At 67.7% G+C, this 19,629-nt stretch carries 19 protein-coding genes; 10 read left to right on the top strand and 9 right to left on the bottom strand.

Going from position 1 to position 19,629, the window contains the following annotated elements; translation table 11 throughout:
- Window positions 1–67: 67 nt before the first annotated feature.
- Both fsa and ABLE38_RS12100 read right to left on the bottom strand, forming a co-directional pair.
- Window positions 68–724, bottom strand: a complete 657-nt coding sequence (fsa, locus tag ABLE38_RS12105) for a fructose-6-phosphate aldolase (protein WP_348974392.1) — start codon at window positions 722–724, stop codon at window positions 68–70.
- 10 nt (window positions 725–734) lie between these two features.
- Window positions 735–1,136, bottom strand: coding sequence for a hypothetical protein (locus ABLE38_RS12100; protein WP_348974391.1), 402 nt, complete (start codon window positions 1,134–1,136; stop codon window positions 735–737).
- Window positions 1,137–1,346: 210 nt separating this feature from the next.
- Here ABLE38_RS12100 and ABLE38_RS12095 point away from each other — a divergent pair, with 210 nt between their 5' ends.
- Entirely contained in the window at window positions 1,347–1,604 is a 258-nt protein-coding gene (locus ABLE38_RS12095) for a hypothetical protein (RefSeq protein ID WP_348974390.1), read from the top strand.
- A 217-nt stretch (window positions 1,605–1,821) separates the two neighbouring features.
- Here the strand turns inward: ABLE38_RS12095 and ABLE38_RS12090 are convergent, their stop codons facing one another.
- From ABLE38_RS12090 to ABLE38_RS12080, 3 genes are read right to left on the bottom strand one after another with little or no spacing between them, the layout of a single operon-like run.
- Window positions 1,822–2,256: a hypothetical protein gene (locus tag ABLE38_RS12090; RefSeq protein ID WP_348974389.1), complete on the bottom strand. Its 435-nt coding sequence runs from the start codon at window positions 2,254–2,256 to the stop codon at window positions 1,822–1,824.
- Window positions 2,257–2,284: 28 nt separating this feature from the next.
- The gene (locus ABLE38_RS12085; RefSeq protein ID WP_348974388.1) at window positions 2,285–2,578 is read right to left on the bottom strand and encodes a hypothetical protein; all 294 of its coding nucleotides are present in this window, start codon (window positions 2,576–2,578) and stop codon (window positions 2,285–2,287) included.
- A 2-nt stretch (window positions 2,579–2,580) separates the two neighbouring features.
- Window positions 2,581–3,129: a hypothetical protein gene (locus ABLE38_RS12080; protein WP_348974387.1), complete on the bottom strand. Its 549-nt coding sequence runs from the start codon at window positions 3,127–3,129 to the stop codon at window positions 2,581–2,583.
- A gap of 94 nt (window positions 3,130–3,223) precedes the next feature.
- On the opposite strand from ABLE38_RS12080, the gene ABLE38_RS12075 reads away from it, so the two are divergent.
- From ABLE38_RS12075 to ABLE38_RS12065, 3 genes are all read left to right on the top strand, one after another.
- On the top strand, window positions 3,224–5,392 hold the full coding sequence (locus tag ABLE38_RS12075) for a primosomal protein N' (RefSeq protein ID WP_348974386.1): 2,169 nt from the start codon (window positions 3,224–3,226) through the stop codon (window positions 5,390–5,392).
- Window positions 5,393–5,465: 73 nt separating this feature from the next.
- On the top strand, window positions 5,466–6,992 hold the full coding sequence (locus tag ABLE38_RS12070) for a hypothetical protein (protein ID WP_348974385.1): 1,527 nt from the start codon (window positions 5,466–5,468) through the stop codon (window positions 6,990–6,992).
- Window positions 6,993–7,111: 119 nt separating this feature from the next.
- Complete coding sequence (locus ABLE38_RS12065; RefSeq protein WP_348974384.1) at window positions 7,112–8,635, top strand: trypsin-like peptidase domain-containing protein; 1,524 nt, start codon at window positions 7,112–7,114, stop codon at window positions 8,633–8,635.
- Between the two features lie 134 nt (window positions 8,636–8,769).
- On the opposite strand, the gene ABLE38_RS12060 is transcribed toward ABLE38_RS12065, so the two are convergent.
- Together ABLE38_RS12060 and ada are read right to left on the bottom strand one after the other, a co-directional pair.
- Complete coding sequence (locus ABLE38_RS12060; RefSeq protein WP_348974383.1) at window positions 8,770–9,237, bottom strand: DUF1203 domain-containing protein; 468 nt, start codon at window positions 9,235–9,237, stop codon at window positions 8,770–8,772.
- On the bottom strand, window positions 9,234–10,271 hold the full coding sequence (gene ada / locus ABLE38_RS12055; RefSeq protein ID WP_348974382.1) for a bifunctional DNA-binding transcriptional regulator/O6-methylguanine-DNA methyltransferase Ada: 1,038 nt from the start codon (window positions 10,269–10,271) through the stop codon (window positions 9,234–9,236). Before ada ends, ABLE38_RS12060 begins: the two co-directional genes overlap by 4 nt.
- A gap of 247 nt (window positions 10,272–10,518) precedes the next feature.
- Here ada and ABLE38_RS12050 point away from each other — a divergent pair, with 247 nt between their 5' ends.
- Both ABLE38_RS12050 and ABLE38_RS12045 read left to right on the top strand, forming a co-directional pair.
- Complete coding sequence (locus ABLE38_RS12050) at window positions 10,519–11,769, top strand: MFS transporter (protein ID WP_348974381.1); 1,251 nt, start codon at window positions 10,519–10,521, stop codon at window positions 11,767–11,769.
- Window positions 11,766–13,385, top strand: coding sequence for a glycoside hydrolase family 43 protein (locus ABLE38_RS12045; RefSeq protein ID WP_348974380.1), 1,620 nt, complete (start codon window positions 11,766–11,768; stop codon window positions 13,383–13,385). The genes ABLE38_RS12050 and ABLE38_RS12045 overlap by 4 nt, the downstream gene beginning before the upstream one ends.
- Here the strand turns inward: ABLE38_RS12045 and ABLE38_RS12040 are convergent.
- Window positions 13,360–13,791: a PilZ domain-containing protein gene (locus ABLE38_RS12040; protein ID WP_348974379.1), complete on the bottom strand. Its 432-nt coding sequence runs from the start codon at window positions 13,789–13,791 to the stop codon at window positions 13,360–13,362. The two genes, ABLE38_RS12045 and ABLE38_RS12040, sit on opposite strands and share 26 nt — an antisense overlap.
- 213 nt (window positions 13,792–14,004) lie before the next feature.
- Here ABLE38_RS12040 and ABLE38_RS12035 point away from each other — a divergent pair, with 213 nt between their 5' ends.
- The gene (locus ABLE38_RS12035) at window positions 14,005–14,583 is read left to right on the top strand and encodes a hypothetical protein (protein WP_348974378.1); all 579 of its coding nucleotides are present in this window, start codon (window positions 14,005–14,007) and stop codon (window positions 14,581–14,583) included.
- Between the two features lie 206 nt (window positions 14,584–14,789).
- A complete protein-coding gene (locus ABLE38_RS12030; RefSeq protein WP_348974377.1) occupies window positions 14,790–16,325 on the top strand; it encodes a DEAD/DEAH box helicase in 1,536 nt (511 codons plus the stop codon).
- Window positions 16,326–16,384: 59 nt separating this feature from the next.
- On the opposite strand, the gene ABLE38_RS12025 is transcribed toward ABLE38_RS12030, so the two are convergent.
- A complete protein-coding gene (locus ABLE38_RS12025; RefSeq protein ID WP_348974376.1) occupies window positions 16,385–17,287 on the bottom strand; it encodes a hypothetical protein in 903 nt (300 codons plus the stop codon).
- A 234-nt stretch (window positions 17,288–17,521) separates the two neighbouring features.
- Here ABLE38_RS12025 and ABLE38_RS12020 point away from each other — a divergent pair, with 234 nt between their 5' ends.
- Window positions 17,522–18,076: a F0F1 ATP synthase subunit delta gene (locus ABLE38_RS12020; protein WP_348974375.1), complete on the top strand. Its 555-nt coding sequence runs from the start codon at window positions 17,522–17,524 to the stop codon at window positions 18,074–18,076.
- 10 nt (window positions 18,077–18,086) lie between these two features.
- A complete protein-coding gene (gene atpA, locus ABLE38_RS12015) occupies window positions 18,087–19,616 on the top strand; it encodes a F0F1 ATP synthase subunit alpha (RefSeq protein WP_348974374.1) in 1,530 nt (509 codons plus the stop codon).
- The last annotated feature ends 13 nt before the right edge of the window (window positions 19,617–19,629 follow it).

The raw sequence follows: 19,629 nt of genomic DNA, 5'->3' as shown, positions 1-19,629 counted from the left end.
GCCCCTCCACCACTCGCTACGCGAGCGGTCCCCCTCCCCCCAGCAGCTGGGGGGAGGAATTTGGAGATCAGCCGATCTTCTGCCCGGTCTTGGCCCAGTCGGCCATGAACGACGCGATGCCCGAATCGGTCAGCGGGTGCTGGACCAACTGGCGGATCACCGCCGGCGGAGCGGTCATCACGTCGGCGCCGATCTTGGCGGCCTCGAGCACGTGGATCGGGTTGCGGACGCTGGCGACCAGGATCTCGGTGGCGAAGTCGTAATTGTCGTAGATCAGGCGGATGTCGGCGATCAGCTCCATGCCCGGATAGCCGATATCGTCATGCCGGCCGACGAACGGCGAGATGAAGGTCGCGCCGGCCTTGGCGGCGAGCAGCGCCTGGTTGGCCGAGAAGCACAAAGTGACATTGACCATCGTGCCGTCGCTGGTCAGCGCCTTGCACGCCTTGAGGCCGTCGATCGTCAGCGGCACCTTGACCGCGACATTCTCCGCCACCTTCCGGACGATCTCCGCCTCGCGCATCATGCCCTCGAAATCGAGCGCGACGACTTCGGCCGAGACCGGCATGCCGGGGACGATCTCGCAGATCTCCTTGACCACCTCGAGGAAGTCGCGGCCTGCCTTGTGGATCAGCGACGGGTTGGTGGTGACGCCGTCGAGCAGGCCGGTGGCGGCGAGATCGCGGATGTCGGCAGTGTCGGCGGTGTCGGCGAAGAACTTCATCGGAATCCCTTTAGTCGTGCGTGAGCATGAGCTTTGCGCGACCGCCCTTAAGCCGATTCACCGTGACGCGATAGGTGCCCGGGCGCATCCGGTAGTAGAGGATCTTGTGGATCGTCGAGCAGCGCGGCCCCTTGCTTTCCGAGGCCATGCGCAGCGCGCTGCGGCCGTTCGCGGGGAACGCATCGATCCAGCCATCCTGGTCGACCGCGATTCCAAAGGTGCCCGCCTTGCGGATCGTCACCCGCGTCTCGACGCTGCCCTTCTGCGCCGGCAGCGTGACGGCATGGCCGGTATCGAGCCCCTTGCCGTCGCGCGTCCAACCGGCGAGCGGGCGCGGCAGCTTCGTGTCGAGCGCGGTGCAGCGGTCCTGCGCCGCCATCCCGAGTGCCAATGCCGCGAGAATCATCGCCATCCCCCTTGGAGTGTCACGAGATCGTTCTACTTGTGTTCCACAATCGTCGCAAGTAGTTGCCATCCTTATGCTTCCAAAGCACCGGCGACTGACACCTATTCTTGCCTGCGCTCGGGATTGGACCGATTTTAGCGGCCTCTCGAACTACATTGATTGTCGATCATCAGTCCCAATGGCAGACATTGGGATTATCGTTTTAGGAATGTGTCGATGCTGAAAGAATTGGTAGGTATCGTATCAGCTTCTGGCTGTGTGCTTTACGTAATGCAACGCTGGAAGGCCCGCAGAATGGCGGTCGAGACGGAGAAATGGCCAAGAGCGCAAGGCATAATAACCGTCAGCGAAAAGTCGGACGGATTCGCCCATACGGGACGATCCGACTCTTCCAAAATACGATATTCCTACAATATCGGCGTCATTAAATATCTCGGTAGGAATGTTTCGCTGCTGGATACCGTACGTCGTTGAGCGGTAAGTGGGGTGAATATCCAAAAGGGCGTATTGTTGAGGTATATTACAATCCAGACGAACATTCGGAGGCGTATCTGGAAGCCGGCATAAAGAGCCAGATGTTCAGCTACAGGCCGATAGGAACAGTCGCGTTCTGGCTGAGTCAGGCGGCAATTATTGGCTTCGGTCTACTCGCAATCTGGGCGTTGGTCTTCTTGCGCTCGTAAACCAAGCTTCATTCTCCCGCGACGAGCATCGCCTTCACCTTGGGCGTCGAGAGCCCCGAGACATAGAGGCGGTAGACGCCCGGCTTCAGATCGAAGCGCACGATCTTGCGGATCGTCGAGCAATCGGGGCCGTGGCCGTGCTTGACCGATTCGAGCGCGGTGCCGCCCTCGGTGCCGGGCAGCAGGTCGATCCAGCCGCCCTGGTCGAGCGCGACGCCGTAGATGCCCGCGGTCTCGACCTTGAAGCCGATCGTCGCCGCCTTGCCGGGCTTGGCGCCGGCGGGCAGGCCCTTGAGCGCGGCGCCGTCGATCGTGTCGAGCTCGACCGCCTTGCCGGGCACGAATTCGTCACCGGGCTTCACCCAGCCGAGCAGACCGGTGGGCAGGCTGGCATCGGTCGCCTTGCACGCGGTGGTCTGGGCGGCAGGGGCAGTCTGGAGCAATAGAAGCGCGAATATCAGCAAAGCCGCCTCACAGCGCAATGCGCTTGATGATCATGACCACTCCACTCACGACCGCGCCTAGACCTAATGCAGCGGCACTGGCCCTGAGGGCAATACGCGCTGGCTGCTCAACCAGAAATCTGGCCAGCAACATGTGTCGTGCCTTAAACCCGTAAGCGGGCGCTTCTGACCGTCCAGTGCCAAAAGACATAAGCGCTTCGGAAAATCCGCTCACGATGCTGTTGTCGCGATGCCGCAACCAGTCGCTCAGCAGGACCGCGCCCAGTGTCGCAAAGACGACGAAGAGGAAAGCCGCGAGCATAGCTAGGCCTTATATAGGACGGTAATAAAATACAAACCATAGCTGACCGTGAAGGCTAGCTGGATTGCCAATCTGGAAAGCCAATGGCCGGCATTCGGTTCCCCACCCACCCCCTTGGCTTGGAACCGCAAGCGACGCAGTCGACGGGCAATCGAGAGGCTGCCGACGAAAAGGATCGCGGAAAGCGCAAAAGCTCCCCACATCAGGGCAATCGCGCGGCCCGCCGTTGCCCTCGCCATATCGCCATCTACCATCGCAACGACGCTTGGAAAAAGAACGTGCTCGCGGTCATAGCTTTGCACGGCTGCCAACCCAAAAAGTGCCGTTGCGAGAGTGAACGCCAGATCCACCGCCGCCTTCTCGTCATCGAACCCGTCATTGGAGAGCAGATCTGCGATGGCAAACTTGCCGGCGAATGTCGCGACGCCGGCGAAAGCGAGCAGGAAGCCAAGGGTCGTAGGCTCGACATGCGGCTGCAGGAAATGCAGGACAAGGATCATCCCTACGGAGATGACGATTACCAACGTCAGCGCCATATAGCTCTTAGACATGCCGTTCCCCGTTCCCCCCGCTTGCCTATGGCACGCCTCACACTGCGCCAAGCCGATTTGGCTCCGCGGTGGCGATAAGTCTCGGCGGTAACGCATGTCCCGCGCCCGCATTCTCGTCCTGCATCCCGCGCTCGGCCCCCTCGACTATCGCGTGCCCGCCGGCATGCAGGTCGCGCCGGGGTCGATCGTCGTCGTGCCGATCGGACCGCGGCAATATGCCGGGGTGGTCTGGGAGGCCGAGCGGCTGCCGACCGAGGAGATCGGCGACAATCGCCTCCGCAACATCCTCGCCGCGCCCGACGTGCCGCCGATCCCGGCATCGGTGCGCCGGCTCGTCGAATGGACGGCGGACTATTATCTGAGCCCGCCCTCGGCCGTGCTGGCGATGGCGCTGCGCACCTCGGCGGCGTTCGAGAGCGCGCCGACGATCACCGAATATCGCGCGACCGGCACGGTGCCCGAGCGCCTCACCCCGCAGCGCGCCCAGGCGCTCGAGCGGATCGGCGAGCGCCAGGGGCTGGTCAAGGAGCTGGCGCTGGTCGCCGACGTTTCGGACGCGGTGATCCGCGGGCTGGTCAAGGTCGGCGCGATCGAGCCGGTGATCGTCGATACCGACACGCCCTATCCGATGCCCGACCCCAATTTCGGGCCGCCGCGCCTCAACCCCGAACAGGCCGATGCCGCCTCGATCCTGCGCCAGGCGGTGGGCGCCGAGCGCTTCCAGCCCTTCCTGCTCGACGGGGTGACGGGTTCAGGCAAGACCGAGGTCTATTTCGAGGCGGTCGCCGCGGCGATCGCGGCGGGCAAGCAGACGATCGTGCTGCTCCCCGAGATCGCGCTGACCGAGCCGTTCCTCAAGCGCTTCGAGAAGCGCTTCGGCTGCGAGCCGATCGCCTGGCATTCGGGGCTGCGCACCTCGCAGCGCCGCCGCGCCTGGCGCGCGATCGCCAGCGGCGAGGCGATGGTGACGGTGGGCGCGCGCTCGGCGCTGTTCCTGCCCTATCCGAACCTCGGCCTGATCGTGGTCGACGAAGCGCACGAGACCAGCTTCAAGCAGGAAGACGGCGTCCATTATCATGCGCGCGACGTGGCGGTGATGCGCGGGCATTTCGAGGAATGCCCGGTGATCCTCGCCAGCGCCACCCCGGCGATCGAGACGCGCCACCAGGTCGAGCTCGGCCGCTACGAGGAACTGAAGCTGCCCGGCCGCTACGGCGCCGCCGAGATGCCCGAGATCATTCCGATCGACCTGATCCAGGCGCCGCCCGAGCGCGGCCGTTGGCTGGCGCCGCCGCTGGTCAAGGCGATCGAGGAGACGCTGGCGAAGGGCGAGCAATCGCTGCTGTTCCTCAATCGGCGCGGCTATGCGCCGCTGACGCTGTGCCGGCATTGCGGCCACCGCTTCCAATGCCCGAACTGTACGGCGTGGATGGTCGAGCACCGGCTGCTCAAGCGCCTCTCCTGCCATCATTGCGGGCATACGATCCCGGCACCCGAGATCTGCCCCGAGTGCAAGAGCGAGGACACGCTGGTTGCCTGCGGCCCCGGCGTGGAGCGCATCGCCGACGAAGTCGCGGCGCTGTGGCCCGAGGCGCGCACCGCGATCGTCACGTCGGACACGCTGTGGTCGCCGGCCAAGGCCGCCGAGTTCGTCGCGCGGATGGAGCATGGCGCGATCGACATCGTCGTCGGCACCCAGCTGGTGACCAAGGGCTATCACTTCCCCAACCTGACCCTGGTCGGCGTGATCGATGCGGACCTCGGACTGGACGGCGGCGACCTGCGCGCATCCGAGCGGACCTTCCAGCAGATCATGCAGGTGTCGGGGCGCGCCGGGCGCGGCGAGAAGCCGGGGACGGTCTATATCCAGACGCATGCGCCCGACGCGCCGGTGATGCAGGCGCTGGTCTCGGGCGATGCCGAGAGCTTCTACGCCGCCGAGACCGAGGCGCGGCGCGATGCCGAGGCGCCACCCTTCGGCCGCTTCGCCGCGATCATCGTCAGCTCGGAGGACCGCGCCGCCGCCGAGGAGACCGCGCGGATGATCGGCCGCACCGCGCCGCAGCTGGGCGAGGACATGCACGTCTATGGCCCCGCTCCCGCGCCGCTGGCGATGCTGCGCGGGCGGCACCGCTACCGGCTGCTCGTCCATGCCCGGCGCAGCTTCGACGTGCAGCAGGTGCTGCGCGACTGGCTGGGCAGCCTCACCTGGAGCCAGAAGGTACGCGTGGCGGTGGACGTGGACCCCTATAGTTTCGTCTGATTTGGTCGCATTCCTCCTATCCGGCCCCTCGGTGCACCGATAGCATCGCTGCAAAGAGGGGGGATTCTCGATCATGTTGCGCAGCTTGCTCGCGGTGCTTCTGCTTGCCTTGCCGATGGCCGCCCAGGCCGATTGGCATGAGGCGAGCACCGGTCATTTCATCGTCTATTCGGAGCAGAAGCCCGAGGCGCTGAAGGCGTTCGCCCGCGAACTCGAGCAGTTCGACAAGGGCGTGCGCACGCTGCTCAAGCTGCCCGACCCGCCGATCGACCGCGCCAACCGAGTGACCGTCTATGTCGTCGACGATCGCGGCGATGTCGCCAGGCTCGCCAAGGACAAGTTCGTCGCCGGCTTCTACAAGCCGCTCGCCGGCGGATCCTTCGCGGTGGTGCCGCGCCGGGCGGGCCAGGGCGATGCGCTCTCGCTCGATCCCCAATCGATCCTGCTCCACGAATATGCCCACCACATCATGCATTCGATGTCGCCCAACGCGGCCTATCCGACCTGGCTGATCGAGGGCTTTGCCGAGTTCTACGCCACCGCCGGCTTCGGCAGGGACGGCTCGATCACCTTCGGCGCGCCGCCGCTCTATCGCGGGGCGGGGCTGATGCAGGGCAATGCGCTGCCGGTCGAGAAGATGCTGATGGCCGACACGCTCAAGCTCAGCGAGAACGAGCGCGCGGGGCTCTATGGCCGGGGCTGGCTGCTCACCCATTATCTGATGATCGGCGCAGACCAGCGCAGCACCCAGCTCGGCGCCTATGTCGCCGCGATCAACGCCGGCAAGAAGCCGATGGAAGCCGCCAGGATATTCGGCGACCTGGCGACGCTCGACCGCGAGCTGGAACGCTACAAGATGGGCCGGTTCAGGATCGTCCGGCTGGGCGGCAGCCAGATCACGATCGGCGACATCGCGATTCGCGCGCTCACCCCCGGCGAGGCCGCGACGATGGACGTGCGCATCCGCGCGAAGGCCGGCGTCGACCCGGCGGCCGCGCCCGAAATCTATGCCGCCGCGCAAAAGGCCGCGGCGCCCTACCCAAAGGATGCCGCCGCGCAGGTGGTGCTGGCCGAGGCCGCCTTTGCCGCGCGCGACCTGGCCGGGGCGGAAGCCGCTGCCGACCGCGCGATCGCGGCCGATCCCAAGGCCATCGACGGCTATGTCTACAAGGCGAAGTGCCAGATGGCCCGCGCCCGGGCGGCCAAGGACGTGAGCGCCGCGACCTGGGACGCGATCCGCACGACCATCGCCACCGGCAACCGGCTCGACCCGCAGGACCCCGAGCCGCTGATCCTCTATTACCAGAGCTACCGGGCGCAGCGGCTCAAGCCGAGCGAGAATGCGATGGACGGGCTGTACAGCGCCTTCAGCTATGCGCCGCAGGACCCGTCGCTGCGGATGCTGACCGCCACCATGTTCCTGCGCAGGCGCGAGCCCGCGACCGCGCGCACGCTGCTCGCGCCGCTCGCCTATCAGCCGCATGCCGGCGCGCTGGTCACGCTCGCGACGGCGCTGCTCGCCAAGATCGACGCGGGCGACATCGACGGCGCGATCGCCACGCTCAACGGCAGGGCGGTGGAGAAGAAGCCGGAGGACTGAGACAGCGGCCGCTTGAACCGCGCGGCCAGCGGCGGCTTGAACCCACGCGGCCAGCGGCCGCTTGAACCCACGCGGCTTTTGCCCGAAAGCGGGCGGCAGAAACAAAGGGTTCGGGTTCGATGATGCGTCGGTTGTTGCTGGTGGTGGCGCTGCTCCTTGCCTGGGCGGGACCGGCCCGTGCCGACGACATCTCCGCCTCCGCGCGCGGCGTGGTGCGCATCGTCGCGATCGTGGTGGTCGATGACGAGGTGATCGACTTCAGCCATGGCAGCGGCTTCGCGGTGGGCCCGAACCGGGTGGTCACCAACGCCCATGTCGTCGAGCTCGCCACGCGCTATCCGGGCAATGTCACGATCGGCGTCGTCCCGTCCGAAGGCGACAAGTCGTACCAGGGCAAGGTCATCAAGATCGATACCGCGCGCGACCTGGCGCTGATCGAGTTCAGCGGCGTGCGGCTGCCGCCGCTCACGCTGTTCGGCGGCAAGATCGGCGACGGCGATTCGCTGATCGCGCTCGGCTATCCGGGCAATGTCGACGTCGCCACCGCGCGCTCCGCGGCGGATTTCATCACCCCGCAGTCGCCGGTGCGCTCGCAGGGCGGCTTCTCGGGATTCCGCAAGTTCGGCAGCGTCAGCATGCTGGTCCACACCGCGAGCATCGCGCGGGGCAATTCGGGCGGGCCGCTGCTCGATCGCTGCGGCCGCGTGCTCGGCGTGAACTCGGCGATCACCCACAATGACGAAGGCGATTCGACCTTCGCCTTCGCGATCGCCGGCAGCGAGCTGGCCGCGTTCCTGGCCGAGGCGAAGCAGCCGATCGCGACGATCAGCGTGCCGTGCACCTCGGTCGAGGAGCAGATCGCGCAGGAGCGCAGTGCCGACGAGAAGGCGCGCCAGGATGCCGAGGAACAGTCCCGCGCCGGCGCCGCCAAGGCCGAGGCCGAGCGGCAGGACGCGATCGCCCAGGCGCGCAGCCGCGCCCAGAGCGCGCGCGAGAACTACATGGCCGGCGCGGCGCTGCTGCTCGTGCTCGGCGCGCTGATCGTCGGCGGCGGCGGGCTGCTGCTGGCGCGCGACCGCAAGCGCGAGGGCGCCTGGGTCGCGGCGGGCGGCGGCGTGGTGATGCTGGGCGCGGTGGTGATGTTCCTCACCCGGCCGGGCTTCGACGAATCCTCGGTCGTGGCGGTGCCCAAGGCATCGGCGAGCGAGGCAGCGGCGGCGAGCGCCCAGGGCAAGCTGCTGTGCAAGCTGGTGCCCGAGCGCAGCCGCGTCACCGTCTCGGCGACCGACACGGTCGACCTCGATGTCGGCCAGGACGGCTGCATCAACAGCCGCACCCAATATGCCGAGGCGGGCACGCACTGGCAGCGCATCCTGGTGCCCGACCAGGAAGCCAATGTCTCGGTGCTCGATTTCGACCCGGCGACGGGCACCTATACCAACACCCGCTACCTGCTCTCCTCCGAGCAGATGAAGCAGGCGCGGGCGCTGCGGAAGGGCGTGCCGCTGAAGGAATGCTCGTCCGACCAGGCCAAGCGCGCCGAGCTGGCGACCCAGCAGCAATCGATCCGCGCCGCGCTGCCGCCGGTGTACAACGAGAAGCTGGTCTACAAATGCGACGCGGCGGAGGGGGCGGCGAAGTAAACACCCTCTCCCCTCCGGGGAGAGGGTGGCGAGCCGAAGGCGAAGCCGGGAGAGGGGCAGAAAGAGCGGCGGGCGCATGGTCTGCCGCACTGCCCCCTCTCCCCGGCCCTCTCCCCAGAGGGGAGAGGGAGAAATCAGGCTCGATCCACCCGCGCCGCGAAGCATCCCCGCTTCGCATTGTGGACGTGGAGATAGGCCACCGCCGGATCGGCGAACATCCGCGCGATCAGCGGCTCCAGCTCGGCGCCCTCGACCACCTCGGCATCGGTCATCATCCCCGCACCGTCGAACGCGCGGACCGAGAGCAGGCGGATCGCCAGCGGCTCGGGCACCCGGTTCTCGAAGCGCGCCGGCGCCTCGGCGCCTTCGCGCACGAAGATCGCATGGGCACTGCGATAGGGCGAGGCGACGGGGAGGTGCGCGTAGTTGACCAGCAGCACGGTCTCGCCCGGATCGACGTCGACCAGCTCGACCCGGCACGGCGCATCGGGCTTCTTCTCGACGGTGAAGCGCACCACCTGCTCGGCCGCCAGCGCCGCGTCCGACGCGCCGTAGAGATGGCGGAACGGCGCGGGATCGATCCCCTGGATGACATAGCTCATTGGTCGGCTCCCTCGCGCTTGAGCAGCGCCTTCTTGCGATCGACGCCGTACGCATAGCCACCCATGCTGCCGTCGCTGCGCAGGGCGCGGTGGCAGGGGATGATCACCGGGACGTGGTTGGCGCCGCAGGCCGTGCCCGCCGCGCGCACCGCGCCGGGGCTGCCCACCGCCGCCGCGAGCTGCGCGTAGCTGCGCGTCTCGCCCGGCGGGATCGCGCGCAGCGCCTGCCACACCGCTTCCTGGAAGGCAGTGCCCTGCACGTCGAGCGGCAGATCGGTGTCGCGCCCGGGGCTCTCGACTTCGGCGACGACGCGCGCCGCGAGCGCCGACAGGGCCGCGCCGCCCTGGACGATCTCCGCCGCGGGGAAGCGGGCGGCGAGGCCGAGCGCGTTCTCGTCGAACGCCACGCGGCACAGCCCCTTGTCGGTCGCCGCGATCAGCAGCGGGCCGAGGCTGGTCTCGGCGAGCGTCCAGCGGATCGTCACGCCCGCGCCGCCGCGCTTCCACACGCTGGGGCTCATCCCCAATCGCGCATTGGCGGTCTCGTAGAAGCGGCTGGGGGCGGAATAGCCCGCCTCGTAGATCGCCTCGGTGACGCTGCCTTCGTCGAGCGCCGCTGCCGCGCGCTTCGCCTTGAGGCTGCGCGCATAGGCGGCCGGCGTCACGCCGGTGGCGCGCTTGAACAGCCGGTGGAAATGATGCGGCGCATAGCCGACCGCAGCGGCGACTTCGTCGAGGGAGACACTCTCCTCCGCCGCCTCGATCAGCGCGACGGCCTTCGCCACGGCGATCCGGTCGCGCCCCACTTCGTCGGGCTTGCAGCGCAGGCACGAACGGTAGCCGGCGGCGCGGGCGCCCTCGGCATCGTCGAAGAACTCGACATGCTCGCGCCGGGGCCGCCGCGCCGGGCAGGTCGGCTTGCAATAGATGCCGGTGGTGGTGACCGCGACGATCAGCCGCCCGTCAAAGGCACGGTCGCGCGCTTCGAAGGCGGCCCAGGCCGCGTCCTCGGGAAGGGAGAGAGGGTGCGTCATGCGGGTGATATAGGCGCATGGCGGTCGCGCCACATCCCGGCGATTGCGGTCAAACCGAGCCGTCATCCCCGCGAAAGCGGGCACCCATCTCGTGCCCGTGCCACAAGCCCACCGGCGTTGAGGATGATAGTCTAGGAGATGGGCTCCCGCTTTCGCGGGGGTGACGTAGTGGTAGTGCTTGCCCCACCCGCGCAAACCCGCCAATGTTACCGCTAACGGGCGCATCCCGACGCCCCCGGGAGAGGCCATGTCCTTCTGGCGACGCACGCGCGCCCTGCGCTGGTGGATCATCGCGATCGTGATGCTGGGCACGATCGTCAACTATCTCACGCGCTCCACCCTCGCCGTCGCCGCGCCGACCTTCATGGCCGATCTCCATATCGACGAGCATCAATATTCGTGGATCACCGCAGCGTTCCAGGGCGGCGTGATGCTCCAGCCGATCGTCGGGTACATCCTCGACACGATCGGGCTGCGCACCGGCCTGGCGATCTTCGCGACCGGCTGGGGGCTGCTGACCATGGCGCACGGCCTGGCGATCAACTGGCAGTGGCTGTTCGTGTTTCGCGGCGCACTGGGCTTTGCCGAGGGGACCTCGCACACCGGCGGCCTGAAGGTCGTCTCGGAATGGTTTCCCGCCAAGGAGCGCGGCCTGGCCGGCGGGGTCTACAATCTCGGTGCCTCGGCAGGATCGGCGCTTGCCGCGCCCCTGGTCGCCTGGTCGATCTGGATGTGGAACTGGCGCGCGGCCTTCTTCGTCGCCGGCGCGCTCGCGCTGCTCTGGGTGCTGCTGTGGCTGCGCTTCTACCAGCCGCCCGCCGCACATGCCGATATCAGCGAGGAGGAGCGCGCGCATATCCTCGCCGGCCAGGAGGGGCATATCCAGGCCGCAGGCGCGCGGCCCTCGGTCGCCTCGATCCTGCGGCAGCGCAATTTCTGGGGCATCGCGATCCCGCGGTTCCTGGCGGACCCGACCTGGGGCACGCTCACCTTCTGGCTGCCGCTCTACCTGGTGAAGGTCCGCCATTTCGACCTGGGCGAGATCGCGCTCTCCGCCTTCCTGCCCTTCGTCGCGGCCGACCTGGGCTGCCTGTTCGGGCCGAGCCTGGTGCTCTGGCTCCAGCGCCGCGGCGTCAACCTGATCGATGCGCGGCGCTGGGTGTTCACCTTCGGCGCGGTGCTGATGACCGGCATGCTGTTCGTCGGCTTCGTCGAGAACGCCTGGGCGGCGGTGGCGCTGCTCTGCCTGGGCGGCTTCGCGCACCAGACGCTGTCGGTCACCGTGATCACCATGGCGAGCGACCTGTTCCGCAGCGACGAGCTCGGCACCGTCGCCGGGCTGGCGGGGACCTGCGCCAATGCCTCGATCCTGATCTTCTCGCTGCTGATCGGAGGTCTGGTCGCCTCAATCGGCTATACTCCCTTCTTCATCGCGCTCGGCCTGCTCGACCTGATCGCCGCGGCCGTGCTCTGGACCCTGGTGCGCAAACCTGCATGACCCGCAATCCCATCCTGCCCGGCTTCAATCCCGACCCGTCGATCGTCCGGGTGGGCGACGACTATTATATCGCCACCTCGACCTTCGAATGGTTCCCCGGCGTGCAGATCCACCACAGCCGCGACCTGGCGAACTGGAGGCTGGTCGCCCGCCCGCTCAACCGCGCGGCCCAGCTCGACATGCGCGGCGACCCGGACAGCTGCGGGATATGGGCGCCGTGCCTCAGCCATGACGGCGAACGCTTCCACCTGATCTACACCGATGTGAAACGCTATGGCCGCACCACCACCGGCGGCGCATCGGGCGCGAGCCTGCGCGATTTCCACAACTACCTCGTCACCTGCGACACGATCGATGGCGCCTGGTCGGACCCGATCCACCTGAACAGCAGCGGCTTCGATCCCTCGCTGTTCCACGACGAGGACGGGCGCAAATACCTGCTCAACATGCTGTGGGACCACCGCCCGGGCCGCAACCGCTTCGCGGGTATCGTGCTCCAGGAATATTCGCCGGCCGAGCGGCGGCTGATCGGCGAGCGGGTCAACATCTTCCCCGGCACCGCGCTGGGGCTGACCGAGGCGCCGCACCTCTACAAGCGCGACGGGTGGTATCATCTGCTCGCGGCGGAAGGCGGCACCGGCTGGAACCACGCGGTGACGATGGCGCGCTCGCGCGAACTGACGGGGCCATACGAGCTGCACCCCGACATCTATATCCTGAGCAGCCGCACCCGCCCCGACGCGCCGCTTGCGCGCGCCGGCCATGCCGACCTGGTCGAGACGCCGGCGGGCGAGCCCTGGCTGGTCTATCTCTGCGGCCGCCCGCTACCGGGACGTGGGCGCTGCGTGCTGGGGCGCGAGACCGCGATCCAGCCGATGCGCTGGGGCGAGGATGGCTGGCTGTATACGACCGGCGAGCCCGGCATGCCGATGCTCGACCTGCCCGGGCCGGAGGGTCGTGCACCGGTCCACATTCGCGACGATTTCGACGACGCCGATCTCCCGATCGACTTCCAATGGCTGCGCACCCCCGAGCCGGACGCCATCTTCAGCCTGGCCGCCCGCCCCGGCCATCTGCGGCTCCATGGCCGCGAGACGATCGGCAGCCTGTTCACCCAGGCGCTGGTCGCGCGGCGGCAACAGGCGTTCTGCTACTCGGCAAGCTGTGCGCTGGACTTCGCCCCGCAGCATTTCCAGCAGGCGGCGGGATTGGTCGCCTATTACAACGCGTCCAAGTTCCACTACCTCCATATCAGCCATGACGAGGAAACCGGCCGCCATGTCCGGGTGATGTCGGCGCTGCCCGATTCGCCCCAGGCCGACAGCTTCACTGCGCCGATCGCGATCCCCGAGGGACCGATCGAGCTGCGCGCCGAGGTCGATTACGAGCGGCTGCGCTTCGCCTGGCGGGTGCCCGGCGGCGATTGGCAATGGCTGGCCGAGCAGTTCGACGCCTCGATCCTGTCCGATGAGGCCAGCGCGCCGGGCCTGCCCAACTTCACCGGGGCGTTCATCGGCATGGCATGCCAGGACCTGTCCGGCGCAGGGCTGCACGCGGACTTCGACTGGTTCGACTATCAGGAGCGGGCGTTCAGTCCTCGCGCACCGGGCGCCTGATCAGGCGGCGGAGCGGCGGGATCGCCGGCCGGGCCGGCGCCTTGGTGCCGAAGCGCGCGGCGAGCGCGGCGGAGAGATCGGCGAGCACATGCTCCTGCCCGCGAAACGCATGCGCGATCTCTTCCTCGGTCAGCGCCTTCATGAAGGCGCAGCCATAGGTCTTGCCGTTGCGGCGCACCACCTTGGCGGCACGCGATCCCGCGCCGGCCAGGCCGAGCGAGACGAGCGTGCCCACCGGCAGGTCGAGCTCCGAGGCGAAGCGGAACCCCGTGCGCGAGAAATCCTCGACCTGGACGTCGATCGGCCCGCCATCCGGCGTGCGCAGCGTCGAAGGCGAATCCGCATCGAAACGGATCGCGCCGCGGCGGTCGATATCTCCGAGAATCTCAAGCTTGGCGACGAGCAATTTGGGGCTCCTGTAAAGGCGCCCTGAGCCTAGCGGGGGATGCGTTAACGAGTGCTTTGCGGATGAGTCTGCTGGCATTAATTTCATGCACGAAACAGAACTGGCCGCATGGCCCGACACGTGGCGTATCGCACGTCAGCCGGGAACGGCCGATCGGGGAAAACCCGCGCTGCACGACCTTGCCTGACGGCAGCGGCGAGTTAGGGTATGGGCATGAAACGATCCCTGCTCCTGGCCGCTCTCGTGCCCCTCGCCATTGCCGCGATCGCGCTACCTGCATGGACCGTCCTCACTTACGAGGCACCACGCCCCTCGCCCTTGGTCAAACGTGACCTGGGCGAGGCGTATCGTCCCGGCAAGATCGCCGCAAAGCCCACTGCCGCGCAGATCAGGGGATGGCAGAAGCTCGCCGATTCTTCCTGCAAATGTGCGCGTCGTGGCGGGAAGAGCGATGAATGCTGGGCCGAGTATGATCGCGAGACCGCGGCCTATGCGAAGAGCGACGCCGCGACGATGTGCATGCCAGTCTCGCATGTCTTCGACAATTTCGGCGAAGACAAGATGGTCGAAATCGATCGCGATCATGCCGGGCAACTGCTGTGCGCGGCGGAGGAGCGTCGCGCGATGGAAGCTGCGTGGAATGTCGAGATGGCCAGGCCGCATGGCGAAACGGACGCCGAAGTCCAGCGGGCCTTCGACCGCGCGGGTGCCGCGATGGACCGGGTCTATCGACGTATCCTGCACGGTGAATCACTGGCGGGGGTCAGGGGCCCCGCGGGCTGCAGCGGCTGATTCCTTGACTTACGGCAGCCTGACTGCCATATGCCCGCCATCGAGGCGTAATGCAGCGTGATCGGGCATGCGGGTTTATCCCCAAGGGCCCAGGCTCCGCCTCTTTGTTTTCCCGGCTTCCCTAGTCACGCGGGTCGTCATTTTTGACCCCGCCTTCGCGCCTGGATTCTGTCCGGAGTGCGCCGGCCGTACGTACAGGACATTCAATGCAATTCAACGAACTCGGTCTCTCGGAGACCGTTCTCGCCGCGCTTGCCGCCAAGGGCTATAGCGAGGCTACCCCGATCCAGGCCAAGGCGATCCCGCCGCTGCTCGAAGGGCGCGACCTGCTCGGCATCGCCCAGACCGGCACCGGCAAGACCGCCGCGTTCATGCTTCCCTCGATCGACCGGCTGGTCGCCTCGGGCAAGCGCGCCCAGCCGCGCGGCTGCCGCATGCTCGTGCTCGCCCCGACCCGCGAGCTGGCCAGCCAGATCGCCGACCAGGCGCGCCACTACAGCAAGGGCACCCGCCTGAGCGTCGCCACCGTGTTCGGCGGCACCTCGATCCACAAGAACAAGACCGACCTCGCCAAGGGCGTCGACATCGTCGTCGCCACGCCGGGCCGCCTCGTCGACCTGATCGACCAGTGCTACGCGATCCTGCTCGGGATCGAGATCCTCGTCCTCGACGAGGCCGACCAGATGATGGACCTGGGCTTCATCCACGCGCTCAAGCGCATCGTCCGCGAGCTGCCCTCGAAGCGCCAGTCGCTGTTCTTCTCGGCGACGATGCCGAAGACGATCCGCGAGCTGGCCGGCCAGTTCATCAAGGAGCCGGTGGAAGTGAAGGTCACGCCCGAGGCGACGACCGCGGAGCGCGTCGAGCAGAGCGTCACCTTCGTCCAGCAGGCCGAGAAGCAGTCGCTGCTGACGATGATGCTGGGCAATACCGAGATCGACCGCGCGCTGGTGTTCAGCCGCACCAAGCACGGCGCCGACCGCATCGTCCGCCTGCTCGCGGGCAACGGCATCGCGTCCAACGCGATCCACGGCAACAAGAGCCAGCCGCAGCGCGAGCGCGCGCTCGGCGAGTTCCGCGCCGGCAAGGTGAAGATCCTCGTCGCGACCGACATCGCCGCGCGCGGCATCGACGTGTCGGGCGTCAGCCACGTCTTCAACTTCGAGCTGCCCAACGTGGCGGACCAGTATGTCCACCGCATCGGCCGCACCGCACGCGCCGGCGCGACCGGCATCGCGATCAGCCTGTGCGCCGAGGACGAGCGTCCGTACCTGCGCGACATCGAGCGGCTGATCCGCCAGAAGCTCACCGTGGTGCCGCTGCCCGAGGGCTTCCTCGCCGCGGCCGCCAAGATCAAGACCAGCCGCGTCAACGTGCCGGAGACCCGCGACGAGCAGAATGGCCGCAACGGCCGCTCGATGCAGCGCGACGGCCGCCGTCCCGGCCAGCCGCAGCGCACTGGCCGCCCGGGTGGCCAGCGTGATGCCAATGAGGGGCGTCCGCGCAGCGACCAGCCGCGCCGCGACGGGCAGGCGCCGCGTCCGGAAGCTGCCGGTGCCGCCGCCGGCGAGCCGCGTCCGCGCCGCTTCGATGCGCAGCCGCAGGGCGACCAGCCCCGCAACTATGCCCGCCCCAAGCGCAAGTGGCAGCCGCGGCCGACCGGCAGCGGCGGTGGCCAGCGCCAGGGCAGCCCGGGTGGCGGCGGCCGCCAGGGTGGCCAGGGCGGCAATCGCAGCCGCTGAACATGGAAAAGGCCGGGTGTGATGCCCGGCCTTTTCGCTATGTGGCGTGCATCGGTGCGCTAGCGCCGCCGGGCGCGGATCGCGGCATCCTCGCGGCCGGCGATCAGACGGATCGCGCGGTCGGCCCCCTCGCCACCTTCCTGCGCGCCGGCACGCTGGGCGGCGTGGTAGAAGTCGAGCGCCTTGGCATAGTCGCCGCGCTGCTCGGCGCAGAGGCCCAGGTCGAAGCTGATCGAGGGGTTGCCGGGCAGCTCGTGCGCCAGCGCATCCCAGCCCGCGCACGCACCGCGCACGTCGCGCTTGGTCAGCTTGATCGCGTCCTTGAAGCGCTTCGCCTGGTCCTTGCTCATCCCCTTGTCGCTCTCGCGCACGCGCACGCGATAGGTAGAGACGGTCGGCGCGATGTCGCTGCGCACCTGGGCGCCGAGCGTGCGGACGCCGTCGGCGATCACATCCTCCACCGGCGCCGGGCGGCCGCCCTGCCCCTCGCACCAGCTCGTATCCTGCGAGAAGGGCTTGGTCGCCGAATAGACGATCCGGCCGTCGCGGTTGCGCAGGATGCGCAGGTCCGCCTTCAGCGTGACGATGCGGCGGCGGCAGCGCAGCTCGACATCTTCTTCCTTCACGCATTTGCCCTTGTCGTTCTTCTCGACGCACTTCTTCTCGCGCTTCTTGAAGGGCGATTCATCGACGCCGGTGGTGATGCCGCCGCTCAGCGAGCCCTCGGCATTGCCGCGGCCGCCGCCCATCAGGTCGAAATGCGTGCCCGACAGGCTCTGCTCGATCGCACGCGCAAGCGCGGAGCCGTCCTGCCCGCCGATCCGGTCGATCGAGATCGAGCGCAGCAGGCTTGCCTCGCGGCTGGGCGCGGCGAACTCGCCGGTGATCTCCACCACTTCGGCACGCGCAATACCCGCGACGAGCGCGGCGACGCCGATGGCGCCAAGAATTCGCTTCTTCATGATTCCCGATCCTTCCCCCAAAGGTTTCGGGACATTCGTTTACCATAGGAAACGATTCGGTACAGACCCCCCGTTAGCCCTCCCAATACTGGTCGCCGCAGGAGAGCGACTTAGGAGTCGGGTTGCATCCCCGTGACACCGATGCTAGTCGCGCGCCAACCCATAGGGGGCCGCGAGTTCGGCCCCCAATTCATATGGGTCCGAAACCCGAACCTCCGAGAGGAACCGAAACGCGTGGAGAATTCCGCCGGTATCCAGGCAAGCCTAAGCGGACGCTACGCTACCGCCCTGTTCGAGCTCGCACGTGATTCGAAGAGCCTGGCCCAGGTCGAGGCGAGCCTCGCCGCGGTTGCGCAGGCGCTCGCCGAATCGGCCGACTTCAAGGCGCTGACGACCAGCCCGCTGGTCGCTCGCGGCGCCGCCGCCAACGCCGTCGCCGGCGTTGCCAAGAGCCTCAAGCTCGACGGCACCACCGCGAACTTCCTCGGCGTGCTGGCCCAGAACCGCCGGCTGGGCCAGCTGCCCGCCGTGATCCGCGCCTTCCGCCAGCTCGCCGCCGCGCACCGCGGCGAGACGACCGCGGAAGTCACCTCGGCACATCCGCTTTCCACGGCCCAGGTCGATGCGCTCAAGCAGCAGCTGCGCACCCGCATCGGCCGTGACGTTTCCATCGACCTGTCGGTGGACCCCTCGCTCCTGGGCGGCCTGGTCGTGAAGATCGGCAGCCAGATGATCGACAGCTCGATCAAGACCCGTCTCAATTCCCTCGCGCAAGCGATGAAAGGCTGAAGGCTAGACAATGGACATCCGCGCCGCAGAAATCTCGAAGGTCATCAAGGACCAGATCGCCAATTTCGGCACCGAGGCCCAGGTCTCGGAGACCGGCCAGGTGCTCAGCGTCGGTGACGGCATCGCGCGCATCCACGGGCTGGACAATGTCCAGGCCGGCGAGATGGTCGAGTTCGCCAACGGCATCCAGGGCATGGCACTCAACCTCGAGGCCGACAATGTCGGCGTCGTGATCTTCGGCTCGGACGCCGAGATCAAGGAAGGTGACACCGTCAAGCGCACCGGCACGATCGTCGACGTGCCGGTCGGCAAGGGCCTGCTCGGCCGCGTCGTCGATGGCCTCGGCAACCCGATCGACGGCAAGGGCCCGATCGTCGCCGAGAAGCGCAGCCGCGTCGAAGTGAAGGCACCGGGCATCATCCCGCGCCAGTCGGTCAGCGAGCCGATGCAGTCGGGCCTCAAGGCGATCGACGCGCTTGTTCCCGTCGGCCGTGGCCAGCGCGAGCTGATCATCGGCGATCGCCAGACCGGCAAGTCGGCGGTCGCGATCGACACCTTCATCAACCAGAAGACGGTCAACGCCGGCACCGACGAGAAGAAGAAGCTCTACTGCGTCTACGTCGCCGTCGGCCAGAAGCGCTCGACCGTGGCGCAGCTCGTCAAGACGCTCGAAGAGAATGGCGCGATGGAATATTCCATCGTCATCGCCGCGACCGCTTCGGAGCCGGCCCCGCTGCAGTTCCTCGCGCCGTACACCGGCACCGCGATGGGCGAGTATTTCCGTGACAACGGCATGCACGCGCTGATCGTGTTCGACGATCTCTCGAAGCAGGCGGTCGCCTATCGCCAGATGTCGCTGCTGCTGCGCCGCCCGCCGGGCCGCGAAGCCTATCCGGGCGACGTCTTCTACCTGCACAGCCGCCTGCTCGAGCGCGCCGCCAAGATGTCGGACGCGAACGGGGGCGGTTCGCTCACCGCGCTGCCGATCATCGAGACGCAGGCGGGCGACGTGTCGGCCTACATCCCGACCAACGTGATCTCGATCACCGACGGCCAGATCTTCCTCGAGACCGACCTGTTCTTCGCGGGCATCCGCCCGGCGATCAACGTCGGCCTGTCGGTCAGCCGCGTCGGCTCGGCCGCGCAGACCAAGGCGATGAAGAAGGTGTCGGGCTCGATCAAGCTCGAGCTCGCCCAGTATCGCGAGATGGCCGCGTTCGCGCAGTTCGGTTCGGACCTCGACGCCTCGACCCAGAAGCTGCTCAACCGCGGCGCGCGCCTGACCGAGCTGCTCAAGCAGCCGCAGTTCTCGCCGCTGCCGTTCGAGGAGCAGACCGCGTCGATCTTCGCCGGCACCCAGGGCTTCCTGGACACCGTCGCAGTGCAGGACGTCGTGCGCTACGAGGCGGCGATGCTCGCCGACCTGCGTGCGAACCACGCCGGCATCCTGACCGCGATCCGCGACTCGAAGGATCTGAAGGACGATGTGCGCGACCAGCTCAAGGCTGCGCTCACCGCGTTCGCGAAGACCTTCGCGTAACCGACATACCGTC

This window comes from Sphingomonas sp. KR3-1 (genome assembly GCF_040049295.1).
Lineage (GTDB): Bacteria > Pseudomonadota > Alphaproteobacteria > Sphingomonadales > Sphingomonadaceae > Sphingomonas.
This window is presented reverse-complemented; position numbering and strand designations above follow the sequence as displayed.